The sequence below is a fragment of the Nonomuraea sp. B19D2 genome, assembly GCF_040137845.1.
GTDB lineage: Bacteria > Actinomycetota > Actinomycetes > Streptosporangiales > Streptosporangiaceae > Nonomuraea.
In genome coordinates, this window is sequence record NZ_JBEFAK010000005.1 from 326909 (window position 1) to 343303 (window position 16395).

Genomic DNA, 16395 nt, shown 5'->3' on the forward strand with positions numbered 1-16395 from the left:
AAGATGCTGCGTTGATTGGTTCACTCGCTGCGCTCGCTCACAGTTCGAATCCGGCGGGGAACGGGTCGCGCGGGTCGAGGAAGTACTGGGCGGTGCCGGTGATCCAGGCCCGGCCGGTGATCGACGGGACGACGGCCGGCGCGCCGCCCACAGTCGTCTCCTCCAGGAGCCGGCCGATGAACCGGGTCCCGATGAACGACTCGTTCACGAAGTCCCGGCCGAGCGGCAGCTCGCCGCGGGCGTGCAGCTGCGCCATGCGGGCGCTGGTGCCGGTGCCGCACGGCGAGCGGTCGAACCAGCCCGGGTGGATGGCCATGGCGTGCCGCGAGTGGTGGGCGTCGGAGCCGGGTGCGGCGAAGTAGACGTGGTGGCAGCCGCGGATGCGGTCGTCCTCGCGGTGCACGGGCTCGTCGGCCGCGTTGATGGCCTCCATGGTGGCCAGGCCGGCGGCGATGATCTCGTTCTTGGCCTTGCGGTCGAAGGGCAGGCCGTAGGAGTCGAGGTTGACGACGGCGTAGAAGTTGCCGCCGTACGCCAGGTCGTACGGGATCTCCCCGAACCCGGGCACGCGCACGGTGGCGTCGAGCCGGTCGCAGTACGACGGCACGTTGCGCAGCGTCACCGACATCGCCTGCCCGTCCTCGACGGCCACGTCCACCTCGACGAGCCCGGCGGGGACCTCCAGGCGCACAGTGGTGACCGGCTCGACGACCTCCACCATGCCGGTCTCGACGAGCACGGTGGCCACGCCGATGGTGCCGTGCCCGCACATCGGCAGCAGCCCGGACACCTCGATGAACAGCACGCCGTAGTCCGCGTCCGGCCTGGTGGGCGGCTGGAGGATGGCGCCGCTCATGGCGGAGTGGCCGCGCGGCTCGGTCATCAGCAGGGTGCGGATGTGGTCGAGGTTGTCACGGAAGTAGACGCGCCGCTCGGCCATGCTGGCGCCGGGGATCACGCCGATCCCGCCGGTGATGACGCGGGTGGGCATGCCCTCGGTATGGGAGTCGACGGCGTGGAAAACGCGCTTTGTCCTCATCGCAGCCCTTCTGCAAGTGCCTTCTCGGTCGCCGCACGCACGATAGCGGCCTGCTCGTCCGTCAGCGGCAGCCTGGGGTGCCTGCACGGCCCGCCGCGGCGGCCCGCGAGGTCCATGGACAGCTTGATGGCCTGGACGAACTCGGTCTTCGAGTCCCAGCGCAGCAGCGGGTGCAGGGTCCGGTAAAGAGGCAGCGCGGTCTCCAGGTCCCCGGCGACCGCCGCGCGGTAGAGCTCGACGTTGGAGGCGGGCAGCGCGTTAGGGTAGCCGGCGATCCAGCCCACCGCCCCGGCGATGGCGAGTTCGAGCAGCACGTCGTCGGAGCCGATCAGCAGGTCCAGCTCGGGGGCCAGCTCGGCGATCTCGTACGCCCTGCGGGCGTCCCCGCTGAACTCCTTGACCGCCACGATCAGCCCCTCCTCGTGCAGCTTGGCCAGCAGCGCGGGGGTCAGGTCGACCTTGGTGTCGTACGGGTTGTTGTAGGCCACGATCGGCACGCCCGCCTTGGCGACCTCGCGGTAGTGCTCGACGACGGCCCGCTCGCCGGCCCGGTAGGAGTTGGGCGGCAGCAGGAGCACCGAGCCGCAGCCCGCCTCGCGCGCCTGCTCGGCCCAGCGGCGCGACTCCGCGGCGCCGTACGCGCCCGCCCCGGCCATCACGTTGCGCCCGCCGACGGCCTGCACGGCGGTCTCGATCACCTTGGCGCGCTCTTCCGGGCTGAGCGTCTGGTACTCGCCCAGCGATCCGTTCGGCACGACGCCGTCGCAGCCGTTCTCCACCAGCCAGCGGCAGTGCTCGGCGTAGGCGTCGAAATCGACGGACAGGTCGTCGCGCAGGGGCAGCGCAGTGGCGACCATGACGCCGTGCCAGGCCTTGCTGCGGTTCTCCATTGGGAAGTCCTCCATGTCAGGGCGGTTCATTCAGCGGTGGGATCGTCTGAGAGGTCGGCGAGGGCGCCGAGGGTGACGGGCTGGGCGATGGGGCGGCGGGGCGGCTGCGGCGGCTCGCCGGCCAGGCACGAGACCGCGTAGCCGCAGATGCGGCCCTGGCACCAGCCCATGCCGGGCCTGGCCAGCAGCTTGATGGAGCGCGCGTCGGTGGCGCCGAGGTCCTGCGCCTCGCGTACCCGGGCCAGCGGCACCTCCTCGCACCGGCAGACCAGCGTGTCGTCCCGCAGCCAGCCCTGCCAGCCGGGCCTGACGGGGTACGCGTGCTGCAGCGCCTCGCCGAACGCCCGCCACCGCTCCCGCCGCCGCAGGAGCACGCCGGGCACGGCCGCTCGCGAGGCGCCCGAGTCGGCGGCGATCGCCAGGCCCGCGACGCGGCCCTCCACTTCGGACAGGCGCCAGCCGCCCACGCCGGTGGGCTCGCCCGCGGCCCAGACCCCGGCGACGCTGGTGCGCTGGCCGGCGTCCACGGCGAGCACGGGGCTGCCGTCCACGTCCTGCCTGGTCTCGCAGCCGAGCTGCGCGGCCAGTTCGATCTGGGGCACGAACCCGTAGCCGACGGCCACGGTGTCGCACTCGACGACGCGGGTGGCGAGAACGTTCCAGTCCTTGTCGAGGCGGGCCACGGTGACGGCCTCCACCTCGCGCTCGCCGTGCGCCGCCACGACCGCCTGGCGGGTCCGGTACGGCACCAGGTGCCGGGCCAGGTCCAGCGCGTACCCGCCGGCCTCCCCGGCCTTGCCCAGGGCCAGCAGCGGATGCCTGGCCAGCCCGAGTCCGCCGTTGGCCTCGAGCACTCCGAGCACCCGCGCCCCGGCCCCGGCCAGCCCGGAGGCCACGGGGAGCAGGAACGGCCCGGTGCCGGCGACGACGATCCGCCTGCCCGCCACGACGCCGTTGCCCTTGAGCAGCGCCTGCGCGCCGCCGGCGGTGAGCACGCCGGGCAGGTCCCACCCGGGGAAGGGCAGCGGCCGGTCGTGCGCGCCGGTGGCGATCAGCACCCGCCGCGCGTCCAGCGGGACCGCCTTCCGTTCGGGGGTCGTGCAGTGCACGACCAGGCCGCCGTCCGGCTCGCGGACGAGGCTCCAGACCTGGTGCCGCAGCAGCACGTCGGCGCGGGAGTCCAGGGCGCGGGCCTGCCGCAGGAACCGGGCCAGCCCGGGCGCGGGCTGGGGGTCGGCGGAGTGTCGGAAGTACTGGCCGCCGAGCCGCGTGGCGGAGTCCACGAGCGCCACCCGCAGCCCGGCCTGCGCCGCCGTGAGCGCGCCCGCCACCCCGGCGGGCCCGCCCCCGATCACTACCAGGTCGTACGTCATGACGTGGTCACCTCGTCACCGGGCGCGGCCTCCACGAGGCAGGCCCGCTCGGGCGCCCGCCCGTTGACCGAGATCAGGCAGTCGAAGCAGACCCCGATCCCGCAGAACAAGCCGCGGGGCCGCCCGTCGAAGCGCGTGCTGCGCCACGACCGGACCCCGGCCGCGTGCAGCGCGGCCCCGATCGTCTGACCGGGAGTCACGGGAACAGGACGCCCGTCGATCGTGATGTGGAACGTCAAAGGGACTCCTCCGAGAAACGATCCGGCCGGAAGGGCCGCAGGTCCAGGTCGGTCGGAGAGCCGGTGAGCGCCTGCGCGAGCAGGTGACCGGTCGCCGGGGCCAGCCCGATGCCCGCACCCTCGTGCCCGCACGCGTGGTACAGCCCGGGCGCCCGCGGATCGGCGCCGATGACGGGCAGGTGGTCGGGGCAGTACGGCCGGAACCCGCAGTACGACCTGATGGCCCGCACCTCGCGCAGCGCGGGGAACAGCGCCACCGCCTGCGCGGCCAGCCGGGCCATCAGGTCGCACCGGCACCGACATGGTCCGGTCGAAGCCGACCCGCTCCCTGCTGGCCCCGATGAGCACGGTCCCCGAGGGCGTGCCCTCCACGACGGCCGAGGTCTCCAGTCCGGCCGAGTCGCTGGCCACGTTGGTCACATAGGCGGCGGTGTAGACCTTGTGCCTGATCAGGGGCTCCGGCAGCGGCTCGGTGACCAGGATGAACCCGCGCCTGGGCAGGACCGGGAGGTCGACGCCGGCCAGCGCGGCCACCTCGCCGCCCCAGGTGCCCGCGGCGTTGATCACCGCGTCGCCGAGCACGTCGCCCTGGGAGGTGCGCACGCCCGTGATCCGCTCTCCTTCGCGGACGAATCCGGTCACCGCCGCCCCGAGGCGGAGCCGGAGCGTGCCCCGGCCGAAGCTCTCCGCACCGTGCCTGAGCAGGCGCGCGGCGGCCAGCATGGGCTGCACCTGCGCATCCTGCGGGTAGAACACCCCGCCGGCCAGGCCGTCGGCGAGCTCCGGCTCGTAGTCGCGCAGCGAATCGCCGGGCACCAGGGTGTGCGCCACGTCCTGCTTGGCGGCCAGCTCGGTGAGCTGCCGCTGGACCTCGCCGGTCTCGGCGACGACCAGCCCGCCCTTGGCCTCGAACTCGAACCCGCCCTCGTACTCGCCATGGTCGGCCAGCTCGCGCCACAGCCGGTTCGAGAGCACGGCCAGCTCCAGCTCGGGCCCCGGTTCCTTGTCGGACACCAGGATGTTGCCCTCACCCGAGCCGGTCGTGCCGCCCGCGACCGGGCCGCGGTCGACCACGGTCACGTCGAGGCCCGCGCGCGCGGCGTAGTAGGCGCAGGCGGCGCCCACCACTCCGGCGCCGACCACGATGACGTCGGACATCCATCACCTCCCCCGGTAATATGTCACATACCTTCTTTCTTGAGAAGCCCGGGCCTGCGGCGACCGGTGACGGGACCGACCGATCGGGCCCGTACCATCGATGGCGTGAAGCTACCCACCGACCACCCGAATCCTCTCGTGCGCCGCCTGTTCTCCTTCTGGGCGCCCACCGCGGAGTCGATGCGGGGCTGGGCGCTGGCGTCCGTGGTGGTCAACGCGGGAATCACGGTGACGGGCGCCGGCGTGCGCGTCACCGGCTCCGGGCTCGGCTGCCCGACCTGGCCCAAGTGCACGCCCGACAGCTTCGTCCCGGTCGCGCACCCCGAGATCTCGATGCTCACCATGCTCGTCGAGTTCGGCAACAGGCTGGTGACGTTCCTGGTGCTGGCGGTGGGCATGGCGTGCGTGATCGCGGCGCTGCGGCTGACGCCGCGCAGGCGTTCGCTGGTGCTGCTGTCGTGGCTGCAGCCGCTGGGGGTCCTGGCCCAGACGCTGTGGGGCGGGCTGGTGGTCAACACGATGCTCAACCCGTTCACGGTGGGCATGCACTTCCTCATCTCCATCGGCCTGATCGCGGCCTGCTGGATGCTCTACGCCCGCGCCGGCGAGGGCGACGGCCCGGCCCGGCGGGTGACCCACCGCGACATCCGCAGGCTCGGCTACGTGCTGCTCGCGGCCGTGTTCGTGCTGCTGGTGGCCGGGGTCGTGGTGAGCGGCACGGGCCCGCACTCGGGCGACGAGATGGCCTCCCGCTTCGACCTCGACATCGAGGCCGTGGCGCGGCTGCACGCCGACTTCGTCTACATCGTGGTGGGGCTGACGTTCGCGCTGCTGTTCGCGCTGCACGTGAGCCACTCGCAGCGGCCCGCCAGGCGGGCGGCGCTGGGGCTGCTGGGCGTGGAGCTGGGCCAGGGCGTGATCGGCTACACGCAGTACTTCCTGGCCGTGCCCGCCGCGCTGGTCCTGCTGCACGTGCTCGGGTCCACGCTGGTCTGGATCGCCGCGCTCAGGGTGGTCACCTCGCTGCGCACCCGGGCACCGCTGCCCGACCACTCCCCCACCGAAGTGCCCACCGCCGCCTGAGCGGTTGTGCCAGGGTATGGGGTGATAAGTCGGCCACTCCCCCACTCCCTGGAGAGCGCGATTTGCTGCTGAATGTCCGCCCCACTCGGAAAGTGGTGCGCCGCGCTTACCAGGCTCTGGTGCTGGTCAGCGTGCTCGCCCTGGCGCCCATGACGTGGGCCTGGCTCGGCAGCTCGGCGCACCGGGAGACGGCCGAGGGCGACGGCTGGCTCGGCCACGTCCCCCCGGCGCAGGCCGCGCTCGTGCTGGGCGCGGGTCTGTACGGCACGCAGCCCACGCCGATGCTGGCCCGCAGGCTCGACATCGCCGCCGAGCTCTACCGGTCCGGCAAGGTGCGGGCGCTGCTGCTGTCGGGCGACAACAGCCGCAAGGAGTACGACGAGCCCACGGCCATGCGCGACTACCTGCGCGGCAAGGGCGTGCCCGACCAGGTGATGGTGCTGGACTACGCCGGGTTCGACACCTGGGACTCGTGCGTGCGGGCGCGCAAGGTGTTCGGGGCCGGCCAGGTCACCGTGGTGACGCAGGAGTTCCACCTGCCCAGGGCCGTGACTCTGTGCCGCACGGCCGGGCTGGAGACGTTCGGGGTCGGCGACGACTCGACCAGGCAGTTCGCCTCGACCACGTACGTCTACGCCGCCCGCGAGCTGTTCGCCACCGCCAAGGCGTTCGCCGACGCGATGGTCCTGCACTCCGACCCGGTCTACCCCGGCCCGCGCGAGGTCTCCCTGGACCGGATCCTCGCTCAGCCGGGCGCGCCGGGGGCGTAGCCGGGCGGCGGCGTGCCTCTCGCGACCGATCTGGCGTGCGCCGACGGCACCGGGAAGTCGGCGCGGGCGGTGCTCATGCACTCAAGCAGCGCCCGCTGCTCCTCGTGGAAGGTCTGCTCGTCCACCATGTGGCGGGCCGCCCGCTCGTGCAGCAGGCCCAGCTCGGTGGCGGCCAGCTGGTAGTCGCGCATGGCGCGCAGCCCGCGCTTGCCGCCGTGGGCCTTGGCCCACTGCCTGGCCTGCCGCCGCCTGGAGAACGCCGACAGCATGTAGATGTCGGCCTGGGTGACCAGCTTGGTCGGCTCGTAGGGCGGCAGGTAGCGCTGGATGAGGGCCACGATGCGCCGCCGGTCCCTGAACACCACGCCGATGAGCACGATGAGCACCACCAGCAGCGCCAGGTAGGCCACCACGAGCCCGGGGAAGCCGCCGTAGGAGGCCAGGCCGTTCCACAGACCGTGCAGGATCATCGCACCCGACCAGCCCGCCAGGATGTAGAAGACCCGCTCGGGCCCGCTGCGCTGGGCGGCGTAGGCGACGGCGACGCCGATCATGGAGCTGAACAGCGGGTGCGCGAGCGGCGACAGGATGCCGCGCAGCACCACGGTGACCGCCAGCCCCTTGACGCCGGAGCCGGACAGCGCGGCGATGTAGTAGCTGACGTTCTCGCTCATGGCGAAGCCGAGCCCGACCATGCTGGCGTAGATGACGCCGTCGGTTGGCCCGTCGAGCTCGGCCCTGCGGAACCTCAGCAGCCCCAGCAGCACCAGCCCCTTCATCGTCTCCTCCACCACGGGCGCGCCGAAGGTGGCCGCGATGTTGCGGGCGCTGGCCTCCGACAGCTTGGCGGTGTCGATGATGTAGTGCAGGTTGAGCGAGTTGATCACGCCGGCGACCAGCACCGCGATGCCCGCGCCCCAGGCGAAGGCGAAGACCAGGTTGCTGCGCGGCTCCGGCTCCATCCGGTCGAGCGCCAGAATCGCCGCGAGCAGCATCGGCACCGGCGCGAGCGCCAGCATGAGAGCGATGAAGAACTGCACCGGGGCGCCGTTGAACACGTCGAAGGAGAACGAGACAAGAGCGCAGATGCCGGTGAGGACCAACCCGATGATCAACGCGGACGACGGGCGGTCCTTCAACACCCAGCGTGGATCACGGGTCGCCATACGGTGACTTTAACGGATCAGAGTGCCGGGGTCCGTGCCGGTCAAAGCAGCATCACCGTCCGGACACTCGTCAGGCCAGCAGCGGGTCGATCGCGACCGCGAGGAAGAGCAGCGCCAGGTAGGCGTTGGACCAGTGGAAGAAGCGCATGGGGCGCAGGTCGACGCCGCTCTTGCCGGCGTTGAGCCGGGCCAGCAGGCGGTGGACCTCCCACAGGCACATGGCGCCGAGCACGGCGGCCACGATCGGGTAGAACAGCGTGGTGTCGGCCACCGGCCACAGCGCCAGCGAGCACAGCACGGTGGCCCACGTGTAGGCGATCGACTCCAGCACGACCCGCCGCTCGGTGGCCACCACAGGGAGCATGGGCACCTTGGCCGCCGCGTAGTCCTCCTTGTAGCGCATGGCCAGCGTCCAGGTGTGCGGCGGCGTCCAGAAGAACACCACCCCGAACAGCACCAGCGGCGCCCAGTCGAGCCGCTCCGTGATGCCCGCCCAGCCGATCATCACCGGCATGCAGCCCGCGATGCCGCCCCACACGATGTTCTGGGCCGTGCGGCGCTTCAGGATCATCGAGTAGACCAGCACGTAGAACAGGATCGCCCCGGTGGACAGCATCGCGGCCAGCCAGTTGGTGGTCACCCACAGGCCCACCAGGGACAGCACGCCGAGCACGATGCCGAAGATCAGCGCGCCGCGTGGCGAGACCTGGTGCCTGGCCAGCGGCCTGCGGCGGGTGCGGCGCATCTTCTGGTCGATGTCGCGGTCCACGTAGCAGTTGAGCGCGTTGGCGCTGCCCGCCGATAGGGTGCCGAACACCATGACCGAGATCGACGTCCACAGCGGCGGCAGGCCGCCCGCCGCCAGGAACATCACCGGCAGTGTCGTGATCAGCAGCAGCTCGATGATCCGCGGCTTGGTGAGCGCGATGTAGGCCTTTACGATCATGCCGATCGAGCGCGGCCCCTCCACCTGCGGAGATCGGGCCGTCGCCTGCCTGTTGGTCAGCACCGTCAAGGCGCTTCCAGCCTGTGCGGAGTCAACGCGTAACCTCTGAATAGAGCGGATCCATGGGTAGGCGCCGTGACGCCCCTGCGAACAAACAAACTGTAGTCGCAGGGTCGGCCGGTCCGGCCAATGGGGGGCTTGCGCCGTACATGGACGCGCGCGGGTGGAATGGGAATCGATCGCCAACTCCACTCGGTTAGGGTCCGGTATAGGTGCGAACTACGCTGCCTGCGCTGGACCGCCGACCGCGGCCCACCGTGGGCGGGATAGCCGACACCAATGACAACTAGATTCCGGAGATCGAGCAGTTGAGCACCGAACTCGTGCCAGCCCTTGACTGGACCGACCTGGACAACCAGGCGGTCGATGTCGTTCGGGCCCTGGCGATGGACGCTGTGGAGAAGGCGGGCTCGGGTCATCCCGGCACCGCCATGAGCCTGGCCCCCGCCGCATACCTGCTGTTCCAGCGTGTGATGCGGCACGATCCGACCGATCCCGGCTGGGCGGGGCGCGACAGGTTCGTGCTTTCGTGCGGCCACTCGAGCCTGACGCTCTACATCCAGCTCTACCTTTCCGGCTACGGCCTCACGCTCGACGACCTGCGGCGGCTGCGCCAGTGGGACAGCCTGACGCCCGGCCACCCGGAGCACGGCCACACGGCGGGCGTGGAGACCACGACCGGCCCGCTCGGCCAGGGCCTGGGCAACGCCGTCGGCATGGCGATGGCGGCCCGCCGCGAGCGCGGCCTGTTCGACCCCGACACCGAGCGCGGCACCTCGCCGTTCGACCACCACATCTGGTGCTTCGTCAGCGACGGCGACATCGAGGAGGGCATCAGCCACGAGGCCAGCTCGCTTGCCGGCCACCAGAAGCTGGGCAACCTCATCGTCATCTGGGACGACAACCACATCTCCATCGAGGACGACACCCTCATCGCCAAGTCGGAGGACGTCGTCGCCCGCTACGACGCCTACGGCTGGCACACCCAGAGCGTCGACTGGACCGCCACCGGCGACTACGTCGAGGACGTCCAGGCCCTCTACGACGCCCTCCAGGCAGCCAAGGCCGAGACCGACCGGCCGTCGTTCATCCGGCTGCGCACGATCATCGGCTGGCCGGCCCCCAACAAGCAGAACACCGGCAAGATCCACGGCTCGGCCCTGGGTGAGGCGGAAGTCGCCGCCACCAAGGAGGTCCTGGGCATGGATCCGGCCAAGACCTTCCACGTGCCCGCCGACGTGCTCGAGCACGCCCGCGGCATCGCCCAGCGCGGCCGCACCGACCACGCCGAATGGGAGAAGTCCTACGCCGAGTGGCGCCTGGCCAACCCCGAGCGGGCCGACGAGTTCGACCGCATCTCCGAGCGCGAGCTGCCCAACGGCTGGGCGCGGGCGCTGCCGTCGTTCGAGACCGGCACCTCGATCTCGACCCGCAAGGCCTCCGGCGAGGTGCTGAGCGCGCTGGCGCCGGTGCTGCCCGAGCTGTGGGGCGGCTCGGCCGACCTGGCGGAGTCGAACAACACCACGATGAAGGGCGAGCCGTCCTTCATCCCCGAGGAATACCAGACCAAGGAGTTCCCGGGTAACCGCTACGGCCGCACGCTGCACTTCGGCATCCGCGAGCACGCCATGGGCGCCATTCTCAACGGCATCGCCCTGCACGGCGGCACCCGCCCCTACGGCGGCACGTTCCTGGTCTTCTCCGACTACATGCGCCCCTCGGTGCGCCTGGCCGCGCTGATGAAGCTGCCGGTCACGTTCGTCTGGACGCACGACTCCATCGGACTCGGCGAGGACGGCCCGACCCACCAGCCGATCGAGCACCTGTGGTCGCTGCGCGCGATCCCCGGCCTCGACGTGGTCCGCCCGGCCGACGCCAACGAGACGGCGTACGCCTGGAAGGCCGTGCTCAAGCACACCGACCGGCCCGCCGCGCTGGCTCTGACCAGGCAGAACCTGCCGGTCTTCGAGGGCACCACCGCCGAGGGCGTGGCCCGCGGCGGCTACGTGCTGCGCGAGGCCTCCGACGGCCAGCCCAAGGTCATCCTCATCGCCACCGGCAGCGAGGTGGAGATCGCGCTGGAGGGCCGCGAACTGCTCGAGGCGAAGGGCATCCCGACCCGGGTCGTGTCGATGCCGTGTGTCGAATGGTTCAAGGGGCAGGACATCGCATATAGGCAGACGGTCCTGCCTTCGTCGATCCGGGCTCGAGTCGCGGTCGAGGCGGGCGTCGCGCTCGGCTGGCACGAGTTCGTCGGCGAATGCGGCGAAGTAGTCGGCCTCGAACACTTCGGTGCTTCGGCCCCGTACAAGACTCTGTATGAGTTGTTCGGGCTGACGGCGGAGCGCGTGGCGGCCGCGGCACATGCGAGCCTGGCCAAGCTCGGCCAGGAAAAGGGCGAGACGACGGGAAACTGAAGGAAGATGAGCGAGAACCTCAAGAAGCTGTCCGGCCAGGGCGTTGCCATCTGGCTCGACGACATCAGCCGCGAACGGCTGCGCAGCGGCAACCTGGAGCAGCTGATGCGCGAGAAGAACGTCGTCGGGGTGACCTCCAACCCGACGATCTTCGCCAACGCGCTCAGCAAGGGTGACGCCTACGACGCCCAGCTGCACGACCTGGCCGTGCGCGGCGTGGACGTGGGCGAGGCCGTGCGCGCCATCACCACCTACGACATCCGCTGGGCCGCCGACGTGCTGCGTCCCATCTACGACGCCACGGGCGGCGTGGACGGCCGCGTGTCGCTCGAGGTGGACCCGCGCCTGGCCCGCGAGAGCGAGAAGACGGTCGCCGAGGCGCGGGCGCTGTGGTGGCTGGTGGACCGGCCCAACCTGTTCATCAAGATCCCGGCGACGGTCGAGGGGCTCCCCGCGATCACCCAGGCGCTGTCGGAGGGCATCAGCGTCAACGTCACGCTGATCTTCTCGCTCGAGCGCTACCGCGCGGTCATGGACGCCTGGCTCACCGGGCTCGAGGCGGCGCAGGCCAAGGGGATCGACCTGGGCTCGATCGAGTCGGTGGCCTCGTTCTTCGTCAGCCGCGTCGACACCGAGATCGACAAGCGCCTCGACAAGCTGGGCAAGCCGGACCTGAAGGGCAAGGCGGGCATCGCCAACGCCCGCCTGGCGTACGCGGCGTACGAGGACGTGATGAACTCCGAGCGCTGGCAGCGCCTGCGCGCGGCGGGCGCCCGTCCGCAGCGGCCGCTGTGGGCCTCGACCGGCGTGAAGAACCCCGAGTACTCCGACACCATGTACGTCGACCAGCTCGTCGCCCCCGGCACCGTCAACACGATGCCGGAGAAGACGCTCGACGCCACGGCCGACCACGCCAACGTCACCGGCGACACGGTCCGCCCCTTCTACGAGCAGGCCTGGAACACCATGGCCGCGCTCAAGGACGCCGGCGTCGACTACGACGACGTGGTGAAGGTGCTGGAGGACGAGGGCGTCGAGAAGTTCGAGGCGTCCTGGAACGAGCTGCTCGAGAGCGTCACCAAGAACCTGGTCCCGTGATGGAAGTGACCTACCGCGAGGAGGGGGTGGCCTCGGCCGCCTCCTCCGTCGCGGGGCGTCTCGTCGCCGACGGCGTGCCCGCGCGGCTCGCCGCCGGCGACCCCACGCTGTGGGGCGAGGACGCCGAGGCGGCGGCGGCTGTCAGGCTCGGCTGGCTGCGGCTGCCCCGCACCTCTCGCGAGCTGCTGCCCCGGCTGGGCAAGCTCGCCGAGCGGGCCCGCGCGGCAGGTCTGACGAACGTGGTGCTGGCCGGGATGGGCGGCTCGTCGCTGGCGGCGGAGGTCATCTGCGCCACCGCCGACGTGCCGCTCACCGTGCTCGACACGACCGACCCCGGGCAGGTGCGCCGCGCGCTGGCCGACCGGCTCGACGCCACGGTCGTGGTCGTGGCGAGCAAGAGCGGCTCGACCGTGGAGAGCGACTGCCACCTGCGGATCTACGAGGAGCTGTTCGCCGACGCGGGCATCGCGCCCGCAGACCGCATCGTGGCCGTCACCGACCCCGGCTCGCCGCTGGCCGAGCGGGCCGCCGACGGCGGCTTCGAGCTGGTGCTCGCCCAGCCCGACGTGGGCGGGCGCTACTCGGCGCTGTCGGCGTTCGGGCTGGTGCCGAGCGCGCTGGCGGGGGCCGACGTGCAGCGGCTGCTCGACGACGCCGAGGAGGTGCTGCCGCTGCTGGCCCGCGACACCGGCAACCCCGGGCTCGACCTGGGGGCCGCGCTCGGCGGCGCGGTGCTGGCCGGGCGCGACAAGCTGCTGCTCGAAGACCAGCTCTCGGCCATCACCGGCCTGCCCGACTGGATCGAGCAGCTCGTCGCGGAGTCCACCGGCAAGCAGGGCAGGGGGATCCTGCCCCTCGTGGGCGCCGAGCCGAACGAGAGCGGCGACGAGCTGATCGTCGCCATCGAGACCGACCTCGGGGACGTGCGCGTGGACGGGCCGCTGGGCGCGCAGTTCCTGGTCTGGGAGTACGCCACCGCCGTCGCGGGGCTGCTGCTGCAGGTCGACCCGTTCGACCAGCCGAACGTGGCCGAGTCGAAGGAGAACACCGCGGCCCTGCTGGCGCTGCCCGACCTGCCGACGGGTGCGCCAGCGTTCGCGGACGGCCCCGTCGAGGTGTACGGGTCGTCCACGGCCAAGGACCTGCCGGGGGTGTTCGCCGAGCTGCTGCACGCGATACCGGCCGGCGGCTACCTGGCGATCATGGCTTATCTCGACCGGCTGGCCGCGTTCGACGCCCCGGTGCCTGACGGGGCCGACTTCGAGCAGATGACCGACGCGTGGATGTGGGCCGATCCGGCGACGCTGCGGCCGCTGCTCGCACTGCGTACCAACCGGGCGGTGACGTTCGGGTGGGGGCCGCGGTTCCTGCACTCCACCGGGCAATATCACAAGGGCGGGCCCCAGAACGGGGTGTTCCTGCAGATCACCGGGGCGGTGGCCGAGGACGTCGCGGTCCCCGGCAGGCCGTACACGCTGGGGCGGCTCCAGCTCGCCCAGGCGCTCGGCGACCTGGGAGCGCTCGAGACCCGCGGGCGGCCCGCCGTACGCCTGCATTTGACCGATCGCGCGGCGGGTGTCGCGCGCTTGCTCGCAGCTGCACAGGAGGCTTGAGATGACAGACCCGGCAGCACCCGCGGAGGAAGCCGTCACAGCGGCGGCGGCCGTCGCGGGCACCGCCACCACCGAGGAGGTGGTCGCCGCCAACCCGTTGCGCGACCCGCGTGACAAGCGGCTGCCCCGGGTGGCTGGACCGTGCGTGATGGTGTTGTTCGGCGTGACGGGCGACCTGGCCAAGCGCAAGCTGCTGCCGGCGATTTACGACCTGGGGAACCGGGGGCTGCTGCCGCCCGGCTTCTCGCTGGTCGGCTTCGCCCGGCGGGATTGGAAGGACCAGGATTTCGCCCAGTTGACGCACGACGCCGTCAAGGCACATGCCAGGACGCCCTTCCGCGAGGAGGTCTGGAAGCAGATCCGCGAGGGCATCCATTTCGTGCCAGGCGAGTTCTCGGACGACGGGGCGTTCGACGCGCTGGCCATGGCGCTCGCCGAGATCGACGAGACCCGGGGCACTGGCGGAAACTACGCTTTCTACCTGTCGGTGCCGCCGAAGTTCTTCCCCGTGGTGGTGGAGCAGCTCAAGCGGACCGGGCTGGCCGACGCGCCCGAGGGATCGTGGCGCCGGGTGGTCATCGAGAAGCCGTTCGGGCACGACCTGAAGTCGGCGCACGAGCTGAACGAGATCACCACCTCGGCCTTCCCGGAGAGCTCGATCTTCCGGATCGACCACTACCTGGGCAAGGAGACCGTCCAGAACATCTTGGCGCTGCGGTTCGCCAACAACCTCTACGAGCCCATCTGGAACCGCGGCTTCGTCGACCACGTGCAGATCACGATGGCCGAGGACATCGGCATCGGCGGGCGGGCCGGCTACTACGACGGCATCGGCGCGGCCCGTGACGTGATCCAGAACCACCTGCTCCAGCTGCTCGCACTGGTCGCCATGGAGGACCCGACCTCGTTCGACGCCTCCGCGCTGCGCCGGGAGAAGGAGAAGGTGCTCAAGGCCGTGCGGCTGCCGTCCAACGTGGGCCTCAACACGGCGCGCGGCCAGTACGCCGCGGGCTGGCAGGGCGGCGAGAAGGTGGTCGGCTACCTGCAGGAGGACGGCATCTCGCCCGAGTCCACCACCGAGACGTACGCGGCCATCAAGCTCGAGATCGCCAACCGGCGGTGGGCGGGCGTGCCGTTCTACCTGCGCACCGGCAAGCGCCTGGGCCGCCGGGTGACCGAGGTGGCGGTGGTGTTCCAGCGGGCGCCGCACCTGCCGTTCAGCAAGACAGACACCGAGATCCTCGGGCAGAACGCGCTGGTGATCAGGGTGCAGCCGGACGAGGGCATCACGGTGCGTTTCGGCTCGAAGGTGCCGGGCACGGCGATGGAGGTACGCGACGTCTCCATGGACTTCGCCTACGGCGAGTCGTTCCTGGAGTCGTCACCCGAGGCGTACGAGCGGCTGCTGCTCGACGTGATGATCGGCGACCCGCCGCTCTTCCCGCACCAGCGGGAGGTCGAGCTGTCGTGGACCATCCTCGACCCGATCGAGGAGTTCTGGGCCACGCAGGGCCAGCCCGAGCCGTACGAGTCCGGCTCGTGGGGGCCGCCGTCGGCCGACGCGATGATGGCCCGCGACGGCCGCGTCTGGAGGAGACTCTAGTGACTACTTTCATGCTGGCGGACACGACGGCCGGCAAGATCTCGGCGCAGCTCATGCACCTGCGCCACCAGATGGGCGCGCCGGCCATCGGCATGGTGCTGACGCTCGTGGTGGTCTGCGAGGAGCGCCACCAGTACGACGCGCTCCGCGCCGCCACCGAGGCCGCCCGCGAGCACCCCTCGCGCATCATCGTCGTGGTCAACCGCGAGGCCGAGGAGCCGAACCGGCTGGACGCCGAGCTGCGCATCGGCGAGTCCACGCCCGGCGAGGTCGTGGTCCTGCGCCTGTACGGCGAGCTGACCCAGCACGGCGACTCCGTGGTCAGCCCGCTCCTGCTGCCCGACACGCCGGTCGTGGTGTGGTGGCCGGGCGCCGCCCCCGACGTGCCGTCCCAGGACGCGGTCGGCGCCCTCGCCCAGCGCCGGATCACGGACGCCAGGGGCTTCGACCACGGCGGCGTCAAGTCGCTGGTGACCAGGGCCAAGGGGTACGCCCGCGGCGACACCGACCTGGCCTGGGCCAGGCTGACGCCGTGGCGCAGCCTGCTGGCGGCCGCGTTCGACCAGCCGGTGGGCAAGGTGCGCAAGGGCGTCGTGGAGGCCTCTCCTGGCAACCCGAGCGCGCCGCTGCTGGCCGCCTGGTTGTCGGAGCGGCTCGGCGCCCCGATGAAGGTGACCGACTCCTCCGGCCCGGGGCTGACGGCCGTGCGCCTGCAGCTGAACGACGGCGAGCTGACCGTCTCCAGGCACGACGCCCGGCTGGCCACGCTGTCGCGGCCCGGCCAGCCCGACAGGAACGTGGCCCTGGCCAGGCGGCAGACCTCGGAGCTGATGGCCGAGGAACTGCGCAGGCTCGACAGCGACGAGATCTATGAGGCCGCGGTCAAGCGGTTCGCCCGTACGTACAAGGGATGACCTGTGACGTCAGTGGCTGAGAGAGT

Annotated in this window: 13 protein-coding genes; 7 read left to right on the forward strand and 6 right to left on the reverse strand. The window is 71.4% G+C overall.

Annotation, left to right across the window (positions count from 1 at the left end; genetic code table 11):
- Window positions 1–37 precede the first annotated feature (37 nt).
- The 4 genes from ABN273_RS12775 to ABN273_RS59440 are packed head-to-tail and all read right to left on the reverse strand — an operon-like array spanning window position 38 to window position 4699.
- Window positions 38–1039, reverse strand: a complete 1002-nt coding sequence (locus ABN273_RS12775; RefSeq protein WP_349448939.1) for a proline racemase family protein — start codon at window positions 1037–1039, stop codon at window positions 38–40.
- A complete protein-coding gene (locus ABN273_RS12780) occupies window positions 1036–1929 on the reverse strand; it encodes a dihydrodipicolinate synthase family protein (protein ID WP_349448940.1) in 894 nt (297 codons plus the stop codon). Before ABN273_RS12780 ends, ABN273_RS12775 begins: the two co-directional genes overlap by 4 nt.
- A 26-nt stretch (window positions 1930–1955) precedes the next feature.
- On the reverse strand, window positions 1956–3302 hold the full coding sequence (locus ABN273_RS12785) for an FAD/NAD(P)-dependent oxidoreductase (RefSeq protein ID WP_349448941.1): 1347 nt from the start codon (window positions 3300–3302) through the stop codon (window positions 1956–1958).
- Entirely contained in the window at window positions 3299–4699 is a 1401-nt protein-coding gene (locus tag ABN273_RS59440) for an FAD-dependent oxidoreductase (protein WP_502911008.1), read from the reverse strand. Before ABN273_RS59440 ends, ABN273_RS12785 begins: the two co-directional genes overlap by 4 nt.
- Before the next feature lie 105 nt (window positions 4700–4804).
- On the opposite strand from ABN273_RS59440, the gene ABN273_RS12805 reads away from it, so the two are divergent.
- Window positions 4805–5782 carry a COX15/CtaA family protein gene (locus ABN273_RS12805; RefSeq protein WP_349448942.1) on the forward strand — a complete coding sequence of 326 codons (978 nt, stop codon included), beginning with the start codon at window positions 4805–4807 and terminating at the stop codon, window positions 5780–5782.
- Between the two features lie 92 nt (window positions 5783–5874).
- Window positions 5875–6552: a SanA/YdcF family protein gene (locus tag ABN273_RS12810; RefSeq protein WP_349448943.1), complete on the forward strand. Its 678-nt coding sequence runs from the start codon at window positions 5875–5877 to the stop codon at window positions 6550–6552.
- Here the strand turns inward: ABN273_RS12810 and ABN273_RS12815 are convergent.
- Both ABN273_RS12815 and ABN273_RS12820 read right to left on the reverse strand, forming a co-directional pair.
- Window positions 6528–7718 (reverse strand): PrsW family intramembrane metalloprotease, encoded by a 1191-nt coding sequence (locus ABN273_RS12815; RefSeq protein WP_349448944.1) that lies wholly within the window; start codon window positions 7716–7718, stop codon window positions 6528–6530. The two genes, ABN273_RS12810 and ABN273_RS12815, sit on opposite strands and share 25 nt — an antisense overlap.
- Before the next feature lie 70 nt (window positions 7719–7788).
- Window positions 7789–8733, reverse strand: coding sequence for a heme o synthase (locus tag ABN273_RS12820; RefSeq protein WP_349448945.1), 945 nt, complete (start codon window positions 8731–8733; stop codon window positions 7789–7791).
- Window positions 8734–9110: 377 nt separating this feature from the next.
- Between ABN273_RS12820 and tkt the strand changes: the two genes are divergently transcribed.
- From tkt to ABN273_RS12845, 5 genes are read left to right on the forward strand one after another with little or no spacing between them, the layout of a single operon-like run.
- Complete coding sequence (tkt, locus tag ABN273_RS12825; RefSeq protein ID WP_349449012.1) at window positions 9111–11141, forward strand: transketolase; 2031 nt, start codon at window positions 9111–9113, stop codon at window positions 11139–11141.
- A 6-nt stretch (window positions 11142–11147) separates the two neighbouring features.
- Window positions 11148–12239, forward strand: a complete 1092-nt coding sequence (gene tal / locus ABN273_RS12830) for a transaldolase (RefSeq protein WP_349448946.1) — start codon at window positions 11148–11150, stop codon at window positions 12237–12239.
- Window positions 12239–13852 (forward strand): phosphoglucose isomerase-related protein, encoded by a 1614-nt coding sequence (locus tag ABN273_RS12835; protein ID WP_349449013.1) that lies wholly within the window; start codon window positions 12239–12241, stop codon window positions 13850–13852. Before tal ends, ABN273_RS12835 begins: the two co-directional genes overlap by 1 nt.
- A 1-nt stretch (window position 13853) precedes the next feature.
- Complete coding sequence (zwf, locus tag ABN273_RS12840; RefSeq protein ID WP_349448947.1) at window positions 13854–15455, forward strand: glucose-6-phosphate dehydrogenase; 1602 nt, start codon at window positions 13854–13856, stop codon at window positions 15453–15455.
- Window positions 15455–16369: a glucose-6-phosphate dehydrogenase assembly protein OpcA gene (locus ABN273_RS12845; protein ID WP_349448948.1), complete on the forward strand. Its 915-nt coding sequence runs from the start codon at window positions 15455–15457 to the stop codon at window positions 16367–16369. Before zwf ends, ABN273_RS12845 begins: the two co-directional genes overlap by 1 nt.
- Window positions 16370–16395: the final 26 nt, after the last annotated feature.